Origin of the sequence: Parabacteroides massiliensis (genome assembly GCF_900155425.1) — a bacterium.
Classification (GTDB): Bacteria; Bacteroidota; Bacteroidia; order Bacteroidales; family Tannerellaceae; genus Parabacteroides; species Parabacteroides massiliensis.
Genome location: NZ_LT700191.1, coordinates 909,449 through 930,419, shown reverse-complemented (window position 1 = coordinate 930,419; position 20,971 = coordinate 909,449). Strand labels below are relative to the sequence as shown.

Here is a 20,971-nt window from a genome sequence, read left to right as displayed (position 1 = left end):
AGAATGCAATGAAAAAAATAGTAAATATTATATTGGCTTCGGCTTTGTTGGTGGGTTCTACGACTTCTTGTAGTGATTTCTTGCAGAAAGATCCTCCTTCTTCACCTTCACAGTCTATTTTCTGGCAGAAAAAGAGTGATTTCCAATCTGCATTGGCTGGCAGTTTTTCTATTGTATACGAATGGCCTGGAGTCATGTCACAGATTGTGGCTTGTTTTGATAACCTGACAGACAACTCCATTTGCCAGCATGACGAAGATACCTATGGAAAAACCAAGACGATCGCTTTAGGTGATTTGGATCCGAATACTACGGGATATGTCACTTATATGTATAAGCATTGTTACCAGGGCATTGCCCGTGTCCATTTGTTGATGGAAAACCTGGAAGCTTATCAAGGGGCTGATATGTCTGCTGATGAGAAATCTTTTATGCTTGCGCAAGCGAAAGCATTGAGAGGATATTTTTATTCTTGGTTGTATCAGTGTTATCGGGAAGTACCTTTGGTAACGGAATCTTTGACAATGGATAATATGTACCAGGCAAAAGCCTCGCGTGCTGAAATTTATACCCAGATAATGAAAGATTTCGATGAAGCCATCGCAGCATTGCCGGACAAGCCCTATTCTGATGCTCAAATGTCTGGATATTTCTCTCCGGGTGCTTTGAAAGCGTTCAAGGCTCGTTTGATGTTGACTGATGCCTATGATGATAAAGGGAATGCAGATCCTTCCAAAATGGGGGAAATCGTATCTTTGCTGGAATCGGTAAAAGGGTATGGATTAGCAGATAGAATGCGCGATAACTTTATATCTTCCAAGCAGTTGTCGTCTCCTGAAATTATGTTCTCCGTTCGTTATTTAGCGCCTAATACGACCCATAATATGGATTTGTATTATGCTGCATGGACAACTTGTGGTGTTACCCGTGATTTGGTGGATGCATTCGAGTGCACAGACGGTCAGAAATGGGGTGAATCTCCGTTGACAGTTCCGGTGAATGAATCTTTATTAGCTACTGGAGAATTAGGAGAGGCCAATAAAGCTGAAAGGGCTAAATTGTTTCAAAATCGCGATCGTCGTTTGTATGAAACAGTTTGCCATAGTGGCGTAGCTGATTTCTCGATAGATGGACAAGAAGGAGATCCGGTGACAATTACCAGTCAGATGCAAACAGGATTTGGTATGATGAAGTTGGTTCAACCGACAAAAGAAATGCCGAGTTATTCCACTATTTCCGATGCGGACGTTATCATTTTGCGTTATGCCGAAGTTTTGATGATGATTGCTGAAGCAGAAAACGAGGCAAACGGACCGACGCAGAAGGTGTATGATGCGGTTAATCAGATTCGTGTTCGTTCCGGTCAGCCAGAGTTACCTGCCGGTTTGACTAAAGAGCAGATGCGTGAACGTATCCGTAATGAATGGCGTGTGGAATTTGTATTTGAAGGTCATCGGTACTTCCAGCTAAAACGTTGGAAATTAATGGAAGAATTAGTGGATGGCGCAGCCGATCCGGCATTACCCACTTATATTAAGGTCTTTAAGCCTGCATTCTATTATTTCCCGTTACCACAGGCTGAAATTGATAAAGCCGGTGGTGTTCTGGTTCAAGATCCGAATTATATTTAATGATATAATTTTATGAAAAGAGGTGCCTGGGGATATTTTTTCGGTTTCCCTTGGTATTTTCTTTGAAAATTAATTTTTTAACAGTTAAAAAATAGTGACTAATGCGAATCAGCAGTTGGCTTTCTGATTCAAAAATTAAAAATTAACAAATGTAAGTAGAGCAATAGCCAACTTTCCAAAGGTATGTACCAACAGCCCTTTGGTAGCTCTTACTTTAGATGCTCTTTGAATTTCTGTTTTTTCATTCAGCCAGTTGAAAAAGGATTCGATAGGTTGTCTGACTTTAGAAACGGCTTGCGAGAAAAGGTCTCTTGCAGCTTTCTCCCTCTGTTTGAGAACTTCCGGTTCCCCTTTAATCTCTTTATGCGGAGTAAGCACTTTAACCGGATTGTTCTCATTAAAGAAAGAGAAATCGCTGTAAATCTTGTCTGCAAGCACCGTCTTTCCGGATAGGTATGGCACGCATTCGCTTTTGAATACGGTCAGGTCGTTGTCCGAAGCCGGTGTCAGAGTTATCATTTCCGGAAAAGGTAAGGTTCCCTCCCTACGCTGTCCTACCATATGCAGTTTCATGCCATAGTAGTACATGTTCTTAGTGGAGCAATACCCTTTTGATGTTATCTCCGTAGCTACTTTCCCCTCTCGGTTTTTCCCTTTACAGGTCACTATCGGCATAGAATCGACAATGGATATAATGGAGTCGCAATCCTTGGGCTTGAATGATTGTATCATGGTTTCCACCAGCACCTTAAATGTTTCTGAAAGCATATTTAGGCGTACGCAAAACGTTTGATAAGACGGCAATTTTGGAAACCATGATGACAGATACTCCTTAGCGAAGGTATGTATCTCCTTGATGTTGAAGTATCTCTGGCAGTACCCGCAGAACAGATAGATGGTAAGAACCTCCTCATCCGTAAACTCAGGATTGGAATTGTTACTGAATCTCTGGCAGTGGAAACGCAGAGAAGACTTATGGACATCACAGATATACATATACAAACCTATTAGTATTAACTTTTTCTCCTTGGGAATCATAATTAGAAAAATGAGTGGTTTTATTCTTCTAATTTACTGATTTTCAAGGAGATTACAAAATAAAATAATGAGATAATTAACTGAATTACAAACTTTTAAATCAAGAATCTGAAGATGTTTTCAACTGCTGATTCGCATGACTAACTGAAAAACTGCTTTCAGTTAGTCACTATTACTTCTCATTAAACTGGTTGAATTCTAATAGATATCTGTTAGTGAGAATGCGTATTTGATCTGGAAGAATGGCGGTTGGTGATGAGGTTTTAGATTTGAAGGTGGAAAATCATAAAACTTTTGAGTTTTTATTCAAAAAGTATTATGTTTTTCTTTGTTATGAGGCACGTTCTTACATCACGGAAGAATATATAATAGAGGAAATTGTCGGTGATGTATTCCGCTGGTTATGGGAAAGCAGAGAGACATTGGTTATTACCACTTCTGTCAGAGCTTATTTAATCAGGGCTGTTCATAATGCGTGCTTATCATACCTTAGGCGAAATCAACCGGAATATGTGGAGTTGAATGATACTGTTGTGGAAAGGAATACATTATTTTCGTTGGATGAATCTCCTCTCGATTATGTTCTCTCTAAAGAGCTGATAGAACGGATTGGTAGAGCGGTGAAAGAATTACCTCCCCAGTATAAAAGGGTTTTTGAACTTAGCCGGTATAAAAATCTGACCTACGCTGAAATTTCGGAAGAAATGGGTATTTCCATTAATGCTGTAAAACTGTATCAGAAGAAAGCACTGGCACAACTTCGTCTGGTTCTGAAAGAATATCTGTCGACTTCTCTGGATTAGTCTGATTTGAAACAACAATCATAAAAAACTCATGAAAAAGATTCTTATACTTATTATTTTGTTGGGATTGCTATTCTCTGGCCAATCGTTTGCGCAGAATAATATCAAGCTGTATCCTTATCAAATGTCTCCGTCCCGTCATCCGGATTACGGGCGTCATCATGTGAAATCGCCGGATGCTTCTTTCTTTAATAACAAAATTCAGTTTATCGCTCTGCGTGATCTTTCAGGCGACTACAAACAAAAGCTCGATCAATGGGTGGTTAAAGATAAATTAGGGGATATCCTGTGGGTTTCCTATCCGTTGGTTTTCCAGGATAATCTGAAAGAGGTCGTTGCCGAGATAAAGAAAAGGAATCTCTATCTGTTTGATCTGTGGGGATATATTCCCGGTTCTGGTCCAGGCGGATATTGGACCCAGTTCGTTATTCCGGATGGCGTATTGGATCTTTTTGAAACGGAATTGGGCGACCGTTGGCTGGGTATGGACAATGGTGAGCAGGATGGCCGTTATGTCGGTAGCTTTGCTCCTCGTATGTATCCTTTAGGTGCAGACCGCAAACAACAATATTTTAATTTCCAGCGCCATTTTCAGGAAATGGGCGATCAGTTAGGAAACAAAATGGCAACACTTGTTTCTCTGAATTTCGGACATTATTTTCTGAAAGAAGGTGTTTATACTCTGATAGGAGCTGAAACAGCTCAAGGATTGCCTAATTCACAGATATATTATTCGTTTATCCGTGGAGCGGGTAAACAATACGGGGTAAACTGGTTCGGCAATGCATCCGTATGGAACCGTTGGGGACATAAAACATACGATTCGGACGCAACCGGCATAGATGATGACTATAATAGTGGAGGACCGTTGAAAGGAACCTCTCTCGGATTACTAAAGCGTCTGATCTATACTCATTTGATGTATGATTGTGTGGCTGTCGGTTTTGAAGGGGCTATGCAGGTCGACAATAAGAAACTCAGTCCTATCGGAAAGATACAACAGAGTGCGGTTAAATGGGTGGACAAATACGGTGATCCGGGTATGATGTACACACCGGTAGCACTGATGACTGATTTCTTCTCCGGTTGGTCATTTCCGCGTCATTTATATTCGAGACAGGCTTATAAAGTGTGGGGCAATCTGCCTTACGAATTGCCGGATTATCTGACGGATGCCATGCTCGATATTTTGTATCCGGGTTATCAGGATGCTTCCTATTATAAGGATGAAAGGGGCTTTATCGCTCCGAACCCTTACGGAGATATTGCCGACTGTCTGATGAGTGATGCACCACTGTGGGTATTGAAACAATATCCGGTATTGGTTATTGCCAACGAGTTGCGTCCGGGTCGGGAAATTAATGATAAGCTGAATGCTTATGTGCATACAGGTGGCCATCTGGTCATTACAGCCGGCTCCCTGAAGAATATGCCGGATGGAATAGCGGGTATTCGTACCGGAGAAAAGACAATGGTATGCACGGCTCCACTTACTTATAAAGGAGAATCCTTAAAGGAATGTGCGCCTTATACCTTAGCTGAGTTGATCTATCCGTCTTCTGCCACCGTCCTGCAAAAAAGCAATGAACTACCGGCAGCCATCGAACTGAATGCTGGAAAAGGGAAAGTAACGGTATTTGCTTCTCCGTATGGTGTTATCGAGCAACCTCAATGTGAATTGCCTGTGAAGGTGATGGAAGAAAAAACACTGGATAAACCTTATCCTATGCTGAACCATACCAAAGCATTGATGGCAGATATTTTTGCTTCTGTACAACTGTTTGAAACCAATCCGGAATTGAGCCTTGTGACCTGTTCCAGAGGGAACGGCGAATATACAGTCCTGATCTCAAATGAATCTTGGGAGCCGAAAGATTTTTCCATTGGGACAAAGGCAGGTAAAATCGTATCCATCAAAGAATTACCGACCGATTGCTCAGAAATGAAAGCTGTAGGCTATACGCCGAAAGTGATGCTGAATACATCGTTTGGCAAGAATACAGCTCATACGATAGCTGGTGGAAATGTCCGTATTTTCCGTGTCCGCTTGGATGAAAAGGCAGATGTGACGGTTATGCCGGAGATCACTCCGGTTCCGAATACGACCGGACGGGCGCTTGTGTTGCGTAATATCATGGATGTGAAGGAAGAAATTCTTTCACGCCCGACATTCTTTGAACATTATGACCGGGTTGTGATCGACTGGCGTTATCTGCATAACCGGGAGAAAGAGGTTTTGAAACAGGAAGCCGGCTGGTTGGGACGGCAAAAACTGAAGATGACGGTTGACTTGACTTCCGGCTTGAACCTGTATCCAGATTTGCGAATCGTGAATAATGATCTTCCTTTCTATCGGAAGAGTATGGAGGTGATGAAAGGTGTTATCGATAAGATGGAGATACTGGGAGCCGACGAATTGTTGATCTCTACCCAACGGACCATCGAAAATAATTACACGATGGAACAATTCTATACTTCGCTGAAAGAATCTTTCCGGGAATTGTCCGATTATGCAGCAAAGAAAAATATCCGTTTATTGTTGAGGCAGTCCGTTGCCCGTACGCCTGATACGATAGAAGGGCTTCAGAAATTGGTAAGGGAGGTGGGCCGCCCGAACTTCACGTTAGTACCGGCCTTGTCGTTACTGCTGAATAACGAGGCCGGGCTGGATGCCGATTTGAACCGCCTGAAACAGATGGAGATCAAAGAGATTCTTATTTCTGCTCCGGAAAAGGATATCCATGATCAATTGTGGAACACCAATGCTCCGGTGTATAAGTCCGATAAAGTAACGCTAATCCGTAAAATTCTGGCTGCATTTCCACAGTCGAATTATATCATGGATGGCCTGTATGCTTCGCAGGATGAAGAATATCTGGATGGAAAAGTGATGGACGAATTTGTTATTAAATAAACATCTATGTGGAAGAAATTATTGATTACAGGATGTGTGATCTTCAGTCTGTTGAGTGGAGGTACATTATCCGCACAACCCAGTTGTGAGACAAAGGAGGAAATTACCTCCGAACAGCTTGACAGAACCCAAAAGGCACTGATTGCTATGGTGAAAGAGTTAAAGAACGACTCTTATTTCCAGACCGAACTGGACAAAGCCGATGCGCAATCGAGCTCTTCCAAGCGAATGGCTGCCTATGAAAATCTGACTGCCCGCTTATTGTCGGTTTTGGAGATACAGGCTGAACTGGAATGGATGAAGCCGGAGGCTATTCAGGAGGCTTTGAGCATCATGAAAAAAAGTTCCGGATTTGATGCTGTGTTGGCGGATAAACGTTTCAGTGAATTGAAGGCGTTGCTGGCCGGTGGTTTTGACGGTATTTATACCGGTGACACTCAGGCTATCGACAAGGCAAACAAAGCATTGGCTTTAAAACGTAAGTTGATGCTGATGAGTCCGGATGTGAATGTCGACAAAATGTTGACGGTAAAATTCGATTTGGGAGAAAGAGCCAATTTCGTTGGAGCAGGCAGTTTGGGTATCCAGCCGAACAACTGGTCGAACCTGAGTTCTGCCAGCCGTAAGAACTTTAAAGCTCAACTGATTGAAATGTCCGGTCTGCACAGTGGCGAATTGAGAGAGAAAGTTCTTTATAAACCGGCAGTGGACGGTTCTTCCCTTACCGACCTGGTGTTGAACTGGGATGGTAAACATTTGATGTTTACTGCTTTGGATACGACAAGGAGATGGCAGGTACACGAATTGGATATCAACAGCGGAGAGGCAAAACAGATTACCAATGTCCCGGAACCGGATCTGGAGTTCTTCGACGGGACCTATCTGCCTGACGGACGTATGTTGGCGGTCTCCAATATCGGTTATCAGGGCGTGCCTTGTGTGAATGGTAGTGACGCGGTTGGCAATATGGTTCTGTATGATCCAAACAATGGTTATCTGCGTCGTCTGACCTTCGACCAGGATGCGAACTGGCATCCGGTAGTACTGGCAAATGGAAAAGTAATGTACATCCGTTGGGAATATACTGACTTGACGCACTATTTTTCTCGTATCGTCATGCACATGAATCCGGATGGAACGGAACAGAAGTCTCTGTATGGCAGTGGTTCCATGTTTCCGAACAGTATTTTCGACGTGCAGCCGTTACCAAAACGTTCCAACCGTTTTGTCGGTGTTATTTCCGGTCATCATGGAATAGCACGTTCCGGCCGTCTGATGATCTTTGACCCGGCAAAGAGCCGTAAGGAGGAAAAAGGTATGATCCAGGAATTGCCTTTCCGAGGTCGTCCGATCATTCCGGAGGTAAAGGATGAATTGGTGAATGGTGTATGGCCACAGTTCATTAAACCATACCCGTTGACGGACGAAACATTCCTTGTAACAGCCAAATTGTCTCCGTATAGCCGCTGGGGTGTTTATTTGGTGGATATTTATGATAACCTGACGTTGGTTGCCAACGCGGATGAGGCCGGTATGATCTATTCTGTCCCGGTAAAGAGCACACCGGTTCCTCCGGTTATTCCGGATCGAATCAAGCCGGGTGAAAAGGAAGCGACTGTATTTATTCAGGACATTTATGAAGGAGAAGGATTGAGAGGTGTGCCTCGTGGGGAGATCAAATCGTTTCGTGTGTATGCTTATGAGTATGCGTATCGCCGGACATTGTCCGACCATTATAACCACGGTGTCCAGGCGGGTTGGGATATCAAACGTCTGTTAGGAACCGTTCCGGTGGAGGAAGACGGTTCTGCTATCTTCAAGATTCCTGCCAATACGCCTGTTTCTTTGCAGCCGTTGGATAAAGATGGGCGTGCCGTACAATGGATGCGTAGCTGGCTGACCGGTATGCCGGGCGAAGTCGTTTCGTGCGTCGGTTGCCATGAAGACCAGAATACGATTCCCGTACCGAAGCGTGTGCAGGCTTCTACCCGTCAACCTCATGAACTGACGATCGCTGAGGGCGGAATCCGCTCATATGCGTTCAAGTATGAAATTCAGCCGATACTGGATCGTGCTTGTGTGGCATGTCATGACGGAAGTAAAGCCGGACGTCCGAACTTTAAGGATACGACCTCCGTAGGCATTACTGATTGGAGTGGCACACGTTATTTCCAGAAGAGTTATCTGGCTTTCCATCCGTACGTGAACCGTCAGGGACCGGAAGCTGATATGTATGTGATGAGTCCATACGAATATCATGCTTCTACCAGTGAGATAGTCCGTATGCTGGAACGGGGACACTATAATGTGAAACTGACTGACAGTGAATGGGATCATCTGACTACGTGGATCGATATGAATGCGTCTGGACGTGGAGAGTTCGATGCCGATCCGCTGAATGGCTATGACCAGTATGAACGCCGTATCGAACTGGCCAATAAATATGCGAACAATGCCGGTGTAGACTGGCGTAAAGAGTTGGCCGATTATGCTTCTTATCTGAAAGGTAAAGGAGAAATCCGTCCGGAAATGCCGGAAAAGATGGTTCCGGTAAAACATAAAGAGATAAAGATGAAGGGTTGGCCCTTGACAGCTGAAGACATTCAGAATCTGTTGTCAAAAGAGACAGGACTTCGAAAAGAGGTTGAAGTGGCTGATGGCGTAAAGATCACTTTTGTACGTATACCTGCCGGTAAGTTTGTAATGGGAACGAATGAGGGGTATCCGGATCAGGCTCCTGCATTCAAAGCTGAAGTAAAAAAAGGTTTCTGGATGTCGGAGAAGGAATTGACCAACGAACAGTACAATGCGTTGGTTCCGGAGCATGACAGTCGTATCTATGCGCAACTCTGGAAAGATCATACAACTCCTGGTTATCCGGCCAATAAACCCAACCAACCGGTTATCCGCGTCAGCTACGAAGAAGCAATGAAGTATTGCGATATGCTTTCAAAAAAGACAGGTTTGAAGGTGACGCTTCCGACAGAAGTACAATGGGAGTGGGCTTGTCGTGGTGGCAACGATCAACCGTTCTGGTATGGTTCGATGGATGCAAACTTTGGACCTTATGAGAATCTGGCGGATGTTCAGCTGGAAAAGATGGCGGTGACGGGTATCGACCCGCAGCCGATGGCAAAGGATAATCCCTGGTTCCCGTATTACAATTATTTGCCAAAAGTAGAAACAGTCAATGACGGAATGATGATTCCGGCTGACGAATATAACTATAAGCCGAATCCGTTCGGATTGATCAACATACATGGCAATCTGCAGGAATGGACGCGTTCGCTATATGCTCCTTATCCTTACAGCGAAAAGGCCCAGACAACGGCTGATCCGCGTCAGGTGGTTGCTCGTGGCGGTTCATGGATAGACCGTCCGAAGGATGCTACAGCAACAGTTCGCCGTGTTTATTTGCCCTGGCAGCGCGTCAATAATGTAGGGCTTCGCTTGATTATAGAAGATTGAGCATGTTTTTTTTCGAAAGTATATGACTTATTTTGAGGAATTACTTGCTTTACTCTCTTGACATCCGGGTCTCGCGACCTTTGACATCCGGGTCTAAAGGTCGTGCAGATGGGGGTCGGCATAGTGCTGAGATGAGGGTCTTTGCGAAAAGGTCTGCCTGCTTTTGGTTAAATGGGTCTGGTGCTTTGGGTAAAATTCACTCTGGTAACAGATGAACCATGATAGTAGAATGATAGTAGCATGATGGTTCAATTTGCTACTATCATTCTGTTTAAATGTTGATATTCAAAGGCTGTGATTGAAGCCATGATAGTATGACAGTTCTTTTCCTGTCATTTGCCGTTCACGACGAAGTTTCGTATCTGGCATTCCGTCCCCAGCGAGGCAGGATTTTTCTTTTTCGATATACGGAGAACCAGCTTGTGATCTGTATCTTCCAATTCCGTTTCCAACATGTAGACCCAGGGGATGTAGAGGTTGTGGCTCCACTGCGTGAAAGTATCCAGCTCTTTGAATGGGGCGCCGTCGACACTATATTCCAATATCCCGGCTGAAGGCCCGCTGACACAGAAAATACCGATTGCTTTGCCCCGGAAATCCAGTGTTAGCCGGTCGCCCGGACGGGTAGCTTCCAGCATCGGGACATCGACAAAACCGTTTCGTTTTTCGGCCTTGTTGTCTGGATGCCAGTTGCCGACTAATTTCCAGCCTTTGTTTAAGCGGGCTTTTTCGAGGGCAATGAAATCTCCGTTATAATAACTGTAGGTATCCAGCGGTTTGACGGGAATTTCGTGTGCCACAATCGGCCCTTCCGGCGAAACGCCTTTCCACATTTCATCGAAAAGATGGCCGATAGCGGCTGCATAAAACTTATGGCCGAAAGGTTTCGGATGAGTACCACCGAAATCGTCCCAGGTAAATTCGCCGTCTTGCATCCGTTCGCCGATCTCCTGGCAGAGATTGACCGAAGGGATAAGGTAGTGGTTCGCCACCCGTTCGTGATTCAAGATGACATCCGGCATCTGGCGACGAGCAATCAGCGGGATAAACGGGTCGTAGATGAAGTGCAACATGACGATGTCCATTTCCGGATTGCTTTCCAAAGCATGACGCACTTCCCCTTCCATGCCGCGAACCTGTTCGAGGGCGCTGAATCCGTTTGTGTCGTCGTTTACGGCGGCTTCAACGAAAAGAAGGTCGATTTTCCCCTTCGAAAGGATATCATGTTGCAGGCGGAAAGAACCCGGAGTCGTCCCGGTCGAACCGATGCCTGCTTCTACCCATTCGAATTGTGTATAAGGAAAACGCTGCTGTAGTTGTTGCTCTACCATATTGCGCCATCCGTTCATTTCCGTGATGGATCCTCCCAGGAAAGCAACTCGTGCCCGGCGTTCTTTTTCGAACTTGCGGAACGAATTTTGTAAGCTGCCGCGTAGCGTATAGTGCAAATACTTTTCATATTCCGGCTGCTGGCGGAGGATAAAGTCTACTACCGGCTCAGGATTTTCCAGGCTGTGCGGATGATGGTCGCATCCTTTCTTTAGGATTACTTCCACCGGACCTCCTGCCGCAAGGTAGCGCGAACGTACGACATCCATGTTCTCTTTGTAGGGAACAGTCTGGTCACTATCGCCGCATACGCTGATGATCGGTATGCCTGCGGCAGCAATCGGGGCGAGGTTGTCGATCGGGTTCCCTTTGAAATGTTCCATCTCGGCATCTGTCAGATTCCATTCCTTTAACAGGTCATTCCATAAAGTCGCATTTTTTCTTCCCGGCCAACTAAACACATTGCAAACGGGAGCGTCTACATATATACAAGCCACTTTATCCGTATTTTGGGCGGCCCAGTTGAATGCAAACAAGCCGCCACGGCTGAATCCTTCCAGTGTGACTTTGGGTGAAAGGCCGTAACGGTCCGTTATATCCTTATAGAATTCGGTACCCAAGGAAACTGCTCTTGGACTTCCATACAGATGAGTCACGTCGTAGTAGACAATATGGAATCCTTTTTCCAGCAATGCTTTGTCTACACTTGGAAAAGCATCGAAGAATGCCGGACGCCAGATCCACGGGTTTCCTTTAGCCGCTTTTTTAGGTACGACAACAGTCGCTTGGCGGTCTTTGAATGTGAAGTCATAGCGGTCGCATCCATTCCATTCGCTTTTCTTTTCTTGGGCCTGGACGGCCAGACTGGTTATCAGGCACAGAAGTACCAGATAAATAATCTTTTTCATAATAATCATGGTATTTATAATGTATACATTGGAGGGGCAAACGTACGTAAAATACTTATTTTTTGCAAATCAAGCTTCTAATAATCGAGGCTAATAATCGAGGTTTGGATGTGAAAGAAATAAAATACTTTGTGTATTCGCACACACAAACTTGTGTATAACAAAAAAAAATACCTTATATTTGCCCCCGTATTATGGAAAACGAATATTAATATCATGAACACATTTCAAAAAGCAGGCGAGAAAATGACAAATTACAGATGGACAATCTGTGCAATGTTATTTTTCGCAACAACAGTGAATTATCTCGATCGCCAGGTCCTTTCTTTGACTTGGGATGAGTTTATCAAACCGGAGTTCCATTGGAACGAGTCTCATTACGGTACGATAACATCAGTTTTCTCAATTGTATATGCAATCTGTATGCTGTTTGCCGGCCGCTTTATCGACTGGATGGGCACGAAGAAAGGATATCTTTGGGCTATCGGTGTTTGGTCGTTCGGAGCTTGTCTCCATGCCGGTTGCGGAATCGCAACCGAACATTATGTCGGTATGAGCAGTGCAGCCGAACTGATCGCTGCAACAGGAGATGTAGTGGTTGTGTTGGCAACCGTGAGTATGTATTTCTTCCTGGCTGCCCGTTGTATTCTGGCATTGGGTGAAGCTGGTAACTTCCCCGCAGCCATCAAGGTTACGGCTGAATATTTCCCGAAGAAGGACCGTGCCTATGCAACTTCTATTTTCAATGCCGGCGCTTCTATCGGTGCATTGGTCGCTCCGATCTCCATACCTTTGTTGGCAAAAGCCTGGGGTTGGGAAATGGCCTTTATCGTGATCGGTGCGCTCGGTTTTGTTTGGATGGGTTTATGGGTGTTCATGTACACGACTCCGAACAAGAGCAAACATGTAAATAAAGCCGAGTTGGCATATATCGAACAGGATAAGAATGAAAAAGACGTTGTCTTTGTCGAAGAAGAACACGAAAAGAAGATCGGTTTCCTGCAATGTTTTACGTTCAAACAGACTTGGGCTTTTGTTGTCGGTAAATTCATGACAGACGGAGTTTGGTGGTTCTTCCTTTTCTGGACTCCTTCTTATCTGAATACACAGTTCGGCATCAAGACATCCGATCCGTTGGGCATGGGATTGATATTTTCCTTGTATGCCATCACGATGTTGTCTATTTACGGAGGTAAACTGCCGACGATCTTTATTAACCGAAGTGGAATGAACCCATATGCAGCCCGTATGAAAGCGATGTTGATTTTTGCTTTCTTCCCGTTGCTGGTGCTGTTGGCACAGCCGCTGGGTACTATTTCTCCATGGTTCCCGGTTATCTTGATTGGTATCGGTGGTGCAGCCCATCAGTCATGGTCTGCCAATATCTTCTCGACAGTCGGTGATATGTTCCCGAAATCGGCTATTGCAACCGTCACGGGTATCGGTGGTATGGCCGGTGGTGTCGGTTCCATGATCTTGCAGAAAGTGGCCGGAAATCTGTTTGTTTATGCAGATGCTACTCAGATGACATTTATGGGCTTCACGGGCAAGCCTGCCGGTTATTTCATTATCTTCTGCGTATGTGCTGTCGCTTATTTGATCGGTTGGGTTATCATGAAGATATTGGTTCCGAAATATAAAGTGATTGTTCTTGAATAATTGACATAGAGAATATATAGTTTATGAAGAAGGAGGATGTACCTGTGTTGGATGCATTCTCCTTTTTTATCATAGGAAAGCGGCTGCTTTTCTGAATATGTTTAGAAACGATTGGTTGGCCAGCGTTTGATAGCTTTTGTTTCGGAAAGGGAAGGGAATCTGATGGGAATATGGAAATGGAAAATCCATCTCTTCCAGAATCTTGTTGGATATGTTGCCAAAGGCCTTGATCACTCCCAATGTCGGCATGACTTTGTCTTTTTTTAACGATATCGCCCGTATCCGGTTGCAAGCCCGTTGAAAGAATGTCTCGTGCGTTCCCGTCCATTTCGCTGAAGATCGATCCGCCGCAGAACATGAACAGACGCGTGTCGTTGAACATCTTTTCCGGATTTGCGAGCATAAGTACTTGCGACAGGAGTGCGCCGATGGAATAGGCGAACAGGTTGACGGACGTATCTTCCTTGAAAAGCGGATGTTTGCCCTCTTTTATTTCTTGTACCAGTTGCCACAGGTTATAGACGGATTCTCTGCCGGATGCGTAAAAACGTAACGGGTTCTTGGAAAGCCGGATACTCAGCGCAACATTGGCAAACGTGGAGTTACTGAGATCATTGATCTTGCTTTTCCTGACATTCGCCCATGACAAGGTTTCTCTCGGATTACACCAGCGGATGGGTGTACGGTTCATATGAAAAGCGATGGGAAAAAGAATGACCGGTTTTTCTGTATTCTTGGCCAGATATTCGGCCCAGGTCAGATATTTTTCCCATGTGCGTTCGTTCAGCCCGTGTAGCAGGATGATTGCCTTGTCACGTTTTTCTTTGCCGGAAGGGGTGAAGACGCTATAGGTGAAACTCTTGTTTTCTTGAATATGATTGTCGGTCATCGGACAAAACTCGGTGGTGGCAAGCTCTTTTTGAAATTTGTTGATCTCGCTGGCTCCTGTTATCTGAGTAAAGCGAAAAGGAATGATCTCTAAATGGCTGTCTTTCAAATCTGCTTTTTTGTCATACGAAAAAAGACTGCTGAGTTGCTGTGTACGAGTCGAAATATCCATATACGTTTTTAATTTGTTTCCTACAAACTAACAACAGAAAAACAATTGGAGGGGAAAACTGGTTGTGGTTATCGGGCATATTATCATGTTTTTTCTTTTTTGTCGGCAAAAAGAGAAAAATTTCTCGCACATACGTACCTTATAATAACAGATATTCTCCTATAAAAAAACAGAGAAAAAAGTTCCCAAAAAATTTGTTTGAATTCATAGAAAGCTCTACATTTGCACCCGCATTCGAGCGAGAGTGGCGAAGATCGACGTAATGGAGAAGAGGTAACCCGGGAGAGGGGATGAGGTTAGCGAGGCTAAGCGAGATGTCCGACCGTCCGGTGGCTTTGAAAAAACTTTTCAAATTTTCTTTCGAAAAATTTGGTAGTTAAAAAAAAGTCCTTACCTTTGCAGCCGCAATCGAAACGATAGCGACAAGTTCTTTGAAAGATTTACATATCAACAAGTAGTACAAGACGTCGATGGTACTGCGTAAAAGTGGGAGAGTAGATAGCCGCCGTTTTAGAATGAGAGTGCAGGCAAAAACAACACTCGATGATGAAAGCCGATTCAGTTTTGAGTCGGCTTTTTTCGTATTACTATTCTTCATCCGGTATAATATTCCTTTATATTTTTCGTTCAACATGTATATTGACTGAATATTTCGATATGAAAAGTATATATGATTCCCGCCAACGGTTGAAGTTTGTGTTTATTTTTACGGCTATCCTTATTGCGATTGCTTCACTTGTTGTTTCTGATATGCTGATAAAGAATCTGGCCCAGGAGGAACGACAAAAGATGGAAGTATGGGCGGAAGCCACCCGATTAACGGCAAGTAAGAATACGGCTGTGGATTTGTCTCTTGTTTTGAAAATTTTGGAAGGAAATACAACTATCCCGGTTGTGCTTTGTAATGATAAAGACAGCATCATGTTTGTGAAGAATATAAACTTTCCTGAAAATGATGTGGAGGAATTTAAGAAAGCAAAGGTAAAGAAGCTGAAAAGCAAAAATACAATTGTGATTGATATGGAGGATGGTACTTTCCAATATGTCTATTATGACGACTCTATCATCCTGAAACGTTTGTTGATCTATCCTTATGCACAACTTACGGTTGTATTTGTCTTCATCGCAATCGCTTTTCTGGCGCTTGCAAGCACGAAGAAAGCCGAACAGAATAAAGTATGGGTCGGACTTTCTAAAGAAACGGCTCATCAGTTAGGAACGCCTATTTCGTCCCTGATAGCCTGGGTAGAGTACCTGCGGACAAAAGAGATAGATCCTTCCCTATTGAGTGAGATGGAAAAAGATGTGAAGCGTTTGGAGACGATAGCGGAGCGTTTTTCCAAGATAGGTTCCAACCCTGACCCAATTCCGGTGGATATTAATAATTCTATCCGTTCGGCCTTGAGCTATATGAGTACACGTATATCTTCAAAGGTCAAGATTTATACGCACCTTACAGATAATCCAATACCTGTATTGATGAATGACTCTCTTTTTGCTTGGGTTGTTGAAAACTTGACTAAAAATGCGGTAGATGCAATGGAGGGGCAGGGTGAAATCACTTTCCAAGTGGAAGAACGTGATAAGGTCGTTCGTATCGATGTGACCGATACGGGAAAGGGAATCGCCAAGTCCAAGTTCAAAACCGTATTCAATCCTGGCTATACGACTAAAAAACGTGGTTGGGGACTGGGATTGTCTTTGGTAAAACGTATTATCGAATCTTATCATGACGGAAAGATATTTGTAAAGAGTTCGGAAGTCGGTAAAGGCACGACTTTCAGGATTGAACTTCGGAAATATAAGAGCTAAAATCTTAGAAAATAAAAAATAACAGCAAAGGTGTTGCATTTGTGTTTAGTTTTTTCGTACCTTTGCAAGGTTTTTACACTAAAAGGCTTTGGGAAAGTTTAAATTATATAATGTAGATTTGAAAAATCTCACTCCAGGAGTACACGAATTCGAGTATTTATTGGAGAATAAGTTTTTTGTGGACATTGACGGAGACCAAGTCCAGAAGGGCAAAGTGAAGGTTCACCTCACGGTAAAACGGTCGTCCATGATGTTTGAAATGAACTTTCAGGTTGAAGGTGTTGTTATGGTTCCGTGCGACAGATGTTTGGATGATATGGAAATTCCAATCGATACGCATAATCGCCTGGTGGTAAAGTTCGGTAAAGAATATGCCGAAGAAAGTGACGAAGTAGTGGTTATACCGGAAGACGAAGGTGCGATAAACCTTGCGTGGTTCTTGTATGAATTTATTGCATTAGCAATTCCGATGAAGCATGTACATGCGCCGGGAAAATGTAATAAGGCAATGTCGTCCAAGCTGAAGAAGCATACTGCCAGAAGTACTGATGACGGAGATGATGAGTACGAAGACGATAGCGTGGATGAAGATATCACAATTGATGACGGCATACCAGTGGCAACAGATCCTAGATGGGATGGTCTGAAAGGTTTACTTGAGAATGATAACAATTAAATAAATTAAAACATGGCACATCCTAAAAGAAGACAAGGTAAGACAAGAACAGCCAAGAGAAGAACTCATGACAAGGCTGTCGCTCCCACAATGGCTATTTGCCCGAACTGCGGCGCATGGCACATTTATCACACTGTTTGCGGCGAATGCGGCTATTACAGAGGTAAGTTAGCTATCGAAAAAGAAGCAGCTGTGTAAGTTTATCCGAACTGATTTAGTTTAGATAAACCAAGAAATAGCCCTAAAAGTATTTTTAGGGCTTTTTTTTAATTGGGATATATAGTCCTTTTTATTTTTTAAAGATATGGATAAGATAAATGCGGTAATAACAGGCGTCGGCGGATATGTTCCCGAAGATGTATTGACGAACGAAGATATCTCGAAGTTGGTGGATACGACGGATGAATGGATCATGACGCGTGTTGGCATCAAAGAACGCCGAATTTTGAAAGGTGAGGGCTTGGGAACCTCATATATGGGTATACGGGCTGTGAAGCAGTTACTCGAAAAGACAAATGTGAACCCGGAAGAGATAGAAGTGATCCTTACAGCAACAACTACGCCTGACCATCATTTCCCGACTACTTCCTCCATCATAGCCTACCATACCGGTTGCAAGAATGCAATGACTTTCGATTTGCAGGGAGCTTGTGCCGGTTTTTTGTATGCATTGGAGACAGGATCCAACTATATTCGTTCGGGACGCTATAAGAAAGTGGTTGTCGTGGCCGGTGATAAAATGACTGCTATAACGGACTATCAGGACCGTTCTACCTGTCCTTTGTTTGGAGATGCTTGTGGGGCCGTATTGCTCGAACCTACGACGGAAGAAGTAGGTGTGATGGATACAATCTTGCGTACCGATGGCGTAGGCTATTCACATCTGATTATGAAATCCGGTGGTTCTGCCTATCCTCCTTCACATGAGACAGTGGATAAGCGTGAACATTTTGTTTTCCAAGATGGCAAGTATGTCTTTAAGTATGCTGTTTCATACATGGCTGATGTTGCAGCTGAGATCGCTGAACGGAACGGACTGACGCACGATGATATCTCATGGATCGTGCCTCATCAGGCAAATCTGCGTATTATCGATGCTACTGCTAAACGTCTGGGTGTGGATATGGAAAAGGTAATGGTAAATATCCAAAAATACGGAAATACCAGTGCCGGGACGATACCGATCTGCCTCTGGGAGTGGGAAGACAAACTGAAGAAAGGTGATAATCTGATTCTCGCCGCTTTTGGCGCCGGCTTTACTTGGGGTGCAATTTATCTTAAATGGGGATATAATGGAAAACAAGCATAAGTCCGGCTTTGTTAATATTGTTGGTAATCCGAACGTCGGAAAGTCTACGTTGATGAACCGTTTGGTGGGAGAGCGTATCTCGATCATCACTTCGAAAGCGCAGACAACACGGCATCGTATTATGGGAATCGTGAATACCGCAGATATGCAGATTGTGTATTCTGATACGCCGGGCGTCTTGCATCCGAATTATAAGTTGCAGGAGTCTATGCTTAATTTTTCACAGTCGGCACTTGGTGATGCTGATGTGCTGCTTTATGTAACCGATGTTGTCGAAAAGATTGACAAGAATGAAGAATTTCTCCAAAAGGTCCAGAAAGTGGAATGTCCGGTCTTGTTACTGATTAACAAAATCGATACGACTACCCAACTTGAGCTGGAAAAGCTAGTGACCGAATGGAAGGAACTTCTTCCGAAAGCCGAGATCGTCCCGATCTCCGCCCTTTCGAATTTTAATATAGATTATGTGAAACGCAGGGTGGAAGATCTGATGCCTGAATCTCCTCCCTATTTCGAGAAAGATGCGCTTACCGATAAGCCGGCTCGTTTCTTTGTGACGGAGATCATTCGAGAGAAGATTCTCTTGTACTACCAGAAAGAGATTCCGTATGCGGTGGAGGTTGTTGTTGAGCTGTTTAAAGAAGAAGCCGAGCTGATTCATATTAAAGCACTCATCATTGTTGAGCGCGATTCCCAAAAAGGAATCATTATCGGGCATCGAGGTCAGGCATTGAAAAAGGTTGGTGCTATGGCTCGTAAGGACATTGAACGCTTCTTTGAGAAGAAGGTTTTCCTGGAAATGTTTGTCAAAGTAGAAAAAGACTGGCGTAACCGGGACAACATGCTGAAAAACTTCGGTTATCAGCTGGATTGATTAACAGCACAGACAGAAAAAGTTGTTTATGGGAAATATTGTTGCAATAGTTGGTAGGCCCAACGTAGGAAAGTCCACCCTCTTCAACCGTTTGACACAGTCGCGCCAGGCGATTGTCAACGAGGAAGCTGGGACTACCCGTGATCGTCAGTACGGCAAGGTAGAGTGGATAGGTAAAGAATTTTCGCTGATCGACACCGGTGGATGGGTGATTAATTCGGAAGATATTTTTGAAGAAGAGATAAACAAGCAAGTGAAAATCGCGCTTGAAGAAGCAGATGTGATCTTGTTTGTCGTTGATGTGATGAATGGTGTGACAGACTTGGATAACGAAGTCGCAGCTATCCTGCGTCGTGCCAAGAAGCCAGTGATTGTTGTGGCTAACAAAGCAGATAACTTCGAGTTGCATCCCTCTTCAGCTGAATTTTATTCTTTCGGATTGGGAGACCCGTTCTGTGTCTCTGCCATCAACGGTTCTTGTTCCGGTGATTTGTTGGATAAAATTGTTGCTACGCTTCCGGATGATAAGCCGGAGGTGCTCGAAGAAGAGCTGCCCCGTATCGCCATTATCGGTCGTCCGAATGCAGGTAAATCTTCTTTAATCAACGCCTTTATTGGTGAAGATCGCCATATTGTAACGGATATTGCCGGTACGACCCGCGATTCTATTTACACGAAATATAACAAGTTCGGCCTGAATTTCTATTTGGTAGATACGGCCGGTATCCGTAAGAAGGGGAAGGTGAATGAGGATCTGGAATATTATTCCGTGATCCGTTCAATCCGCGCCATCGAGAATTCGGATGTTTGCGTGTTAATGTTGGATGCTACCCGCGGTATAGAAAGCCAGGACTTGAACATCTTCTCTTTGGTCCAGAAGAACAAGAAAGGTCTGGTTGTTTGTGTGAACAAATGGGATTTGGTGGAAGATAAAAGCCAAAAGGTGATCGATACTTTTACAAGTGCGATCCGTGAACGCCTGGCTCCGTTTACCGACTTTCCCATCCTGTTCATCTCGGCTTTGACAAAACAACGTATCCTGAAGGTGCTGGAAACAGCCAAAGAAGTATACGAGAACCGTCAGCGACGTGTTCCGACAGCCAAGCTGAACGAAATTATGTTGCCTATCATCGAGAACTATCCGCCTCCCGCATGGAAAGGGAAATATATCAAGATTAAATATATCACGCAGCTTCCAGCCGGTCAGGTTCCTTCGTTTGTGTTCTTCTGTAACTTGCCGCAATGGATCAAAGACCCTTACAAACGTTTCCTGGAAAACAAGATCCGGGAAAACTGGAACTTTACAGGGACACCAGTCAATATATTTATTCGTGAAAAGTAAAATGAAAAAAGCGCCGGTTGGCACTTTATAATGAAGTGTGAACCGTGCCGGATTCGAACCGGCGACCTCTGCCCTGTCAAGGCAGCGCTCTAAACCAGCTGAGCTAACGGTTCTGATGTTGTAAAGATAAAAGGAATCCCCGGGAGTC

The 20,971-nt window shown here is 44.1% G+C and carries 13 protein-coding genes, 1 tRNA gene and 1 pseudogene; 11 read left to right on the top strand and 4 right to left on the bottom strand.

Going from position 1 to position 20,971, the window contains the following annotated elements:
- Nucleotides 1–8: 8 nt before the first annotated feature.
- On the top strand, nucleotides 9–1,631 hold the full coding sequence (locus tag BQ9893_RS14885; protein WP_075966722.1) for a RagB/SusD family nutrient uptake outer membrane protein: 1,623 nt from the start codon (nucleotides 9–11) through the stop codon (nucleotides 1,629–1,631).
- 135 nt (nucleotides 1,632–1,766) lie between these two features.
- On the opposite strand, the gene BQ9893_RS14880 is transcribed toward BQ9893_RS14885, so the two are convergent.
- Nucleotides 1,767–2,399, bottom strand: a complete 633-nt coding sequence (locus tag BQ9893_RS14880) for a transposase (protein ID WP_244155011.1) — start codon at nucleotides 2,397–2,399, stop codon at nucleotides 1,767–1,769.
- A gap of 512 nt (nucleotides 2,400–2,911) precedes the next feature.
- On the opposite strand from BQ9893_RS14880, the gene BQ9893_RS14875 reads away from it, so the two are divergent.
- The 3 genes from BQ9893_RS14875 to BQ9893_RS14865 are packed head-to-tail and all read left to right on the top strand — an operon-like array spanning nucleotide 2,912 to nucleotide 9,854.
- Nucleotides 2,912–3,472 (top strand): RNA polymerase sigma-70 factor, encoded by a 561-nt coding sequence (locus BQ9893_RS14875; RefSeq protein ID WP_075966721.1) that lies wholly within the window; start codon nucleotides 2,912–2,914, stop codon nucleotides 3,470–3,472.
- A 31-nt stretch (nucleotides 3,473–3,503) separates the two neighbouring features.
- A complete protein-coding gene (locus tag BQ9893_RS14870; protein ID WP_075966720.1) occupies nucleotides 3,504–6,386 on the top strand; it encodes a sugar phosphate isomerase/epimerase family protein in 2,883 nt (960 codons plus the stop codon).
- Between the two features lie 6 nt (nucleotides 6,387–6,392).
- Nucleotides 6,393–9,854, top strand: coding sequence for an SUMF1/EgtB/PvdO family nonheme iron enzyme (locus tag BQ9893_RS14865; RefSeq protein ID WP_075966719.1), 3,462 nt, complete (start codon nucleotides 6,393–6,395; stop codon nucleotides 9,852–9,854).
- A gap of 332 nt (nucleotides 9,855–10,186) precedes the next feature.
- Here BQ9893_RS14865 and BQ9893_RS14860 read toward each other — a convergent pair whose 3' ends face one another.
- The gene (locus BQ9893_RS14860) at nucleotides 10,187–12,100 is read right to left on the bottom strand and encodes an SGNH/GDSL hydrolase family protein (protein ID WP_075966718.1); all 1,914 of its coding nucleotides are present in this window, start codon (nucleotides 12,098–12,100) and stop codon (nucleotides 10,187–10,189) included.
- A gap of 207 nt (nucleotides 12,101–12,307) precedes the next feature.
- Here BQ9893_RS14860 and BQ9893_RS14855 point away from each other — a divergent pair, with 207 nt between their 5' ends.
- Nucleotides 12,308–13,750, top strand: a complete 1,443-nt coding sequence (locus BQ9893_RS14855) for an MFS transporter (RefSeq protein WP_075967399.1) — start codon at nucleotides 12,308–12,310, stop codon at nucleotides 13,748–13,750.
- Nucleotides 13,751–13,819: 69 nt separating this feature from the next.
- Here BQ9893_RS14855 and BQ9893_RS14850 read toward each other — a convergent pair.
- Nucleotides 13,820–14,810 (bottom strand): annotated as a pseudogene (locus BQ9893_RS14850) (DUF6051 family protein).
- Between the two features lie 657 nt (nucleotides 14,811–15,467).
- Between BQ9893_RS14850 and BQ9893_RS14845 the strand changes: the two are divergent.
- The 6 genes from BQ9893_RS14845 to der all read left to right on the top strand — a co-directional run bounded on the left by BQ9893_RS14845 (nucleotide 15,468) and on the right by der (nucleotide 20,823).
- The gene (locus BQ9893_RS14845) at nucleotides 15,468–16,622 is read left to right on the top strand and encodes a sensor histidine kinase (protein ID WP_075967398.1); all 1,155 of its coding nucleotides are present in this window, start codon (nucleotides 15,468–15,470) and stop codon (nucleotides 16,620–16,622) included.
- 88 nt (nucleotides 16,623–16,710) lie between these two features.
- Nucleotides 16,711–17,298, top strand: coding sequence for a YceD family protein (locus BQ9893_RS14840; protein ID WP_075966717.1), 588 nt, complete (start codon nucleotides 16,711–16,713; stop codon nucleotides 17,296–17,298).
- A gap of 12 nt (nucleotides 17,299–17,310) precedes the next feature.
- Entirely contained in the window at nucleotides 17,311–17,496 is a 186-nt protein-coding gene (gene rpmF / locus BQ9893_RS14835) for a 50S ribosomal protein L32 (RefSeq protein ID WP_005634607.1), read from the top strand.
- A 106-nt stretch (nucleotides 17,497–17,602) separates the two neighbouring features.
- A complete protein-coding gene (locus tag BQ9893_RS14830; protein ID WP_075966716.1) occupies nucleotides 17,603–18,607 on the top strand; it encodes a beta-ketoacyl-ACP synthase III in 1,005 nt (334 codons plus the stop codon).
- On the top strand, nucleotides 18,591–19,481 hold the full coding sequence (gene era, locus BQ9893_RS14825) for a GTPase Era (protein ID WP_075966715.1): 891 nt from the start codon (nucleotides 18,591–18,593) through the stop codon (nucleotides 19,479–19,481). Before BQ9893_RS14830 ends, era begins: the two co-directional genes overlap by 17 nt.
- A 28-nt stretch (nucleotides 19,482–19,509) precedes the next feature.
- Entirely contained in the window at nucleotides 19,510–20,823 is a 1,314-nt protein-coding gene (gene der, locus BQ9893_RS14820; protein WP_075966714.1) for a ribosome biogenesis GTPase Der, read from the top strand.
- Between the two features lie 38 nt (nucleotides 20,824–20,861).
- Here der and BQ9893_RS14815 read toward each other — a convergent pair.
- Nucleotides 20,862–20,936 (bottom strand) — tRNA-Val (locus tag BQ9893_RS14815).
- Between the last annotated feature and the right edge of the window lie 35 nt (nucleotides 20,937–20,971).

Coding starts and splice junctions, on each gene's coding strand:
- BQ9893_RS14875 (WP_075966721.1), top strand. CDS start 2,912: ATGGCGGTTGGTGATGAGGTTTTAGATTTGAAGGTGGAAAATCATAAA.
- BQ9893_RS14885 (WP_075966722.1), top strand. CDS start 9: ATGAAAAAAATAGTAAATATTATATTGGCTTCGGCTTTGTTGGTGGGT.
- BQ9893_RS14845 (WP_075967398.1), top strand. CDS start 15,468: ATGAAAAGTATATATGATTCCCGCCAACGGTTGAAGTTTGTGTTTATT.
- BQ9893_RS14855 (WP_075967399.1), top strand. CDS start 12,308: ATGAACACATTTCAAAAAGCAGGCGAGAAAATGACAAATTACAGATGG.
- rpmF (WP_005634607.1), top strand. CDS start 17,311: ATGGCACATCCTAAAAGAAGACAAGGTAAGACAAGAACAGCCAAGAGA.
- era (WP_075966715.1), top strand. CDS start 18,591: ATGGAAAACAAGCATAAGTCCGGCTTTGTTAATATTGTTGGTAATCCG.
- der (WP_075966714.1), top strand. CDS start 19,510: ATGGGAAATATTGTTGCAATAGTTGGTAGGCCCAACGTAGGAAAGTCC.
- BQ9893_RS14860 (WP_075966718.1), bottom strand. CDS start 12,100: ATGATTATTATGAAAAAGATTATTTATCTGGTACTTCTGTGCCTGATA.
- BQ9893_RS14830 (WP_075966716.1), top strand. CDS start 17,603: ATGGATAAGATAAATGCGGTAATAACAGGCGTCGGCGGATATGTTCCC.
- BQ9893_RS14880 (WP_244155011.1), bottom strand. CDS start 2,399: ATGCTTTCAGAAACATTTAAGGTGCTGGTGGAAACCATGATACAATCA.
- BQ9893_RS14870 (WP_075966720.1), top strand. CDS start 3,504: ATGAAAAAGATTCTTATACTTATTATTTTGTTGGGATTGCTATTCTCT.
- BQ9893_RS14865 (WP_075966719.1), top strand. CDS start 6,393: ATGTGGAAGAAATTATTGATTACAGGATGTGTGATCTTCAGTCTGTTG.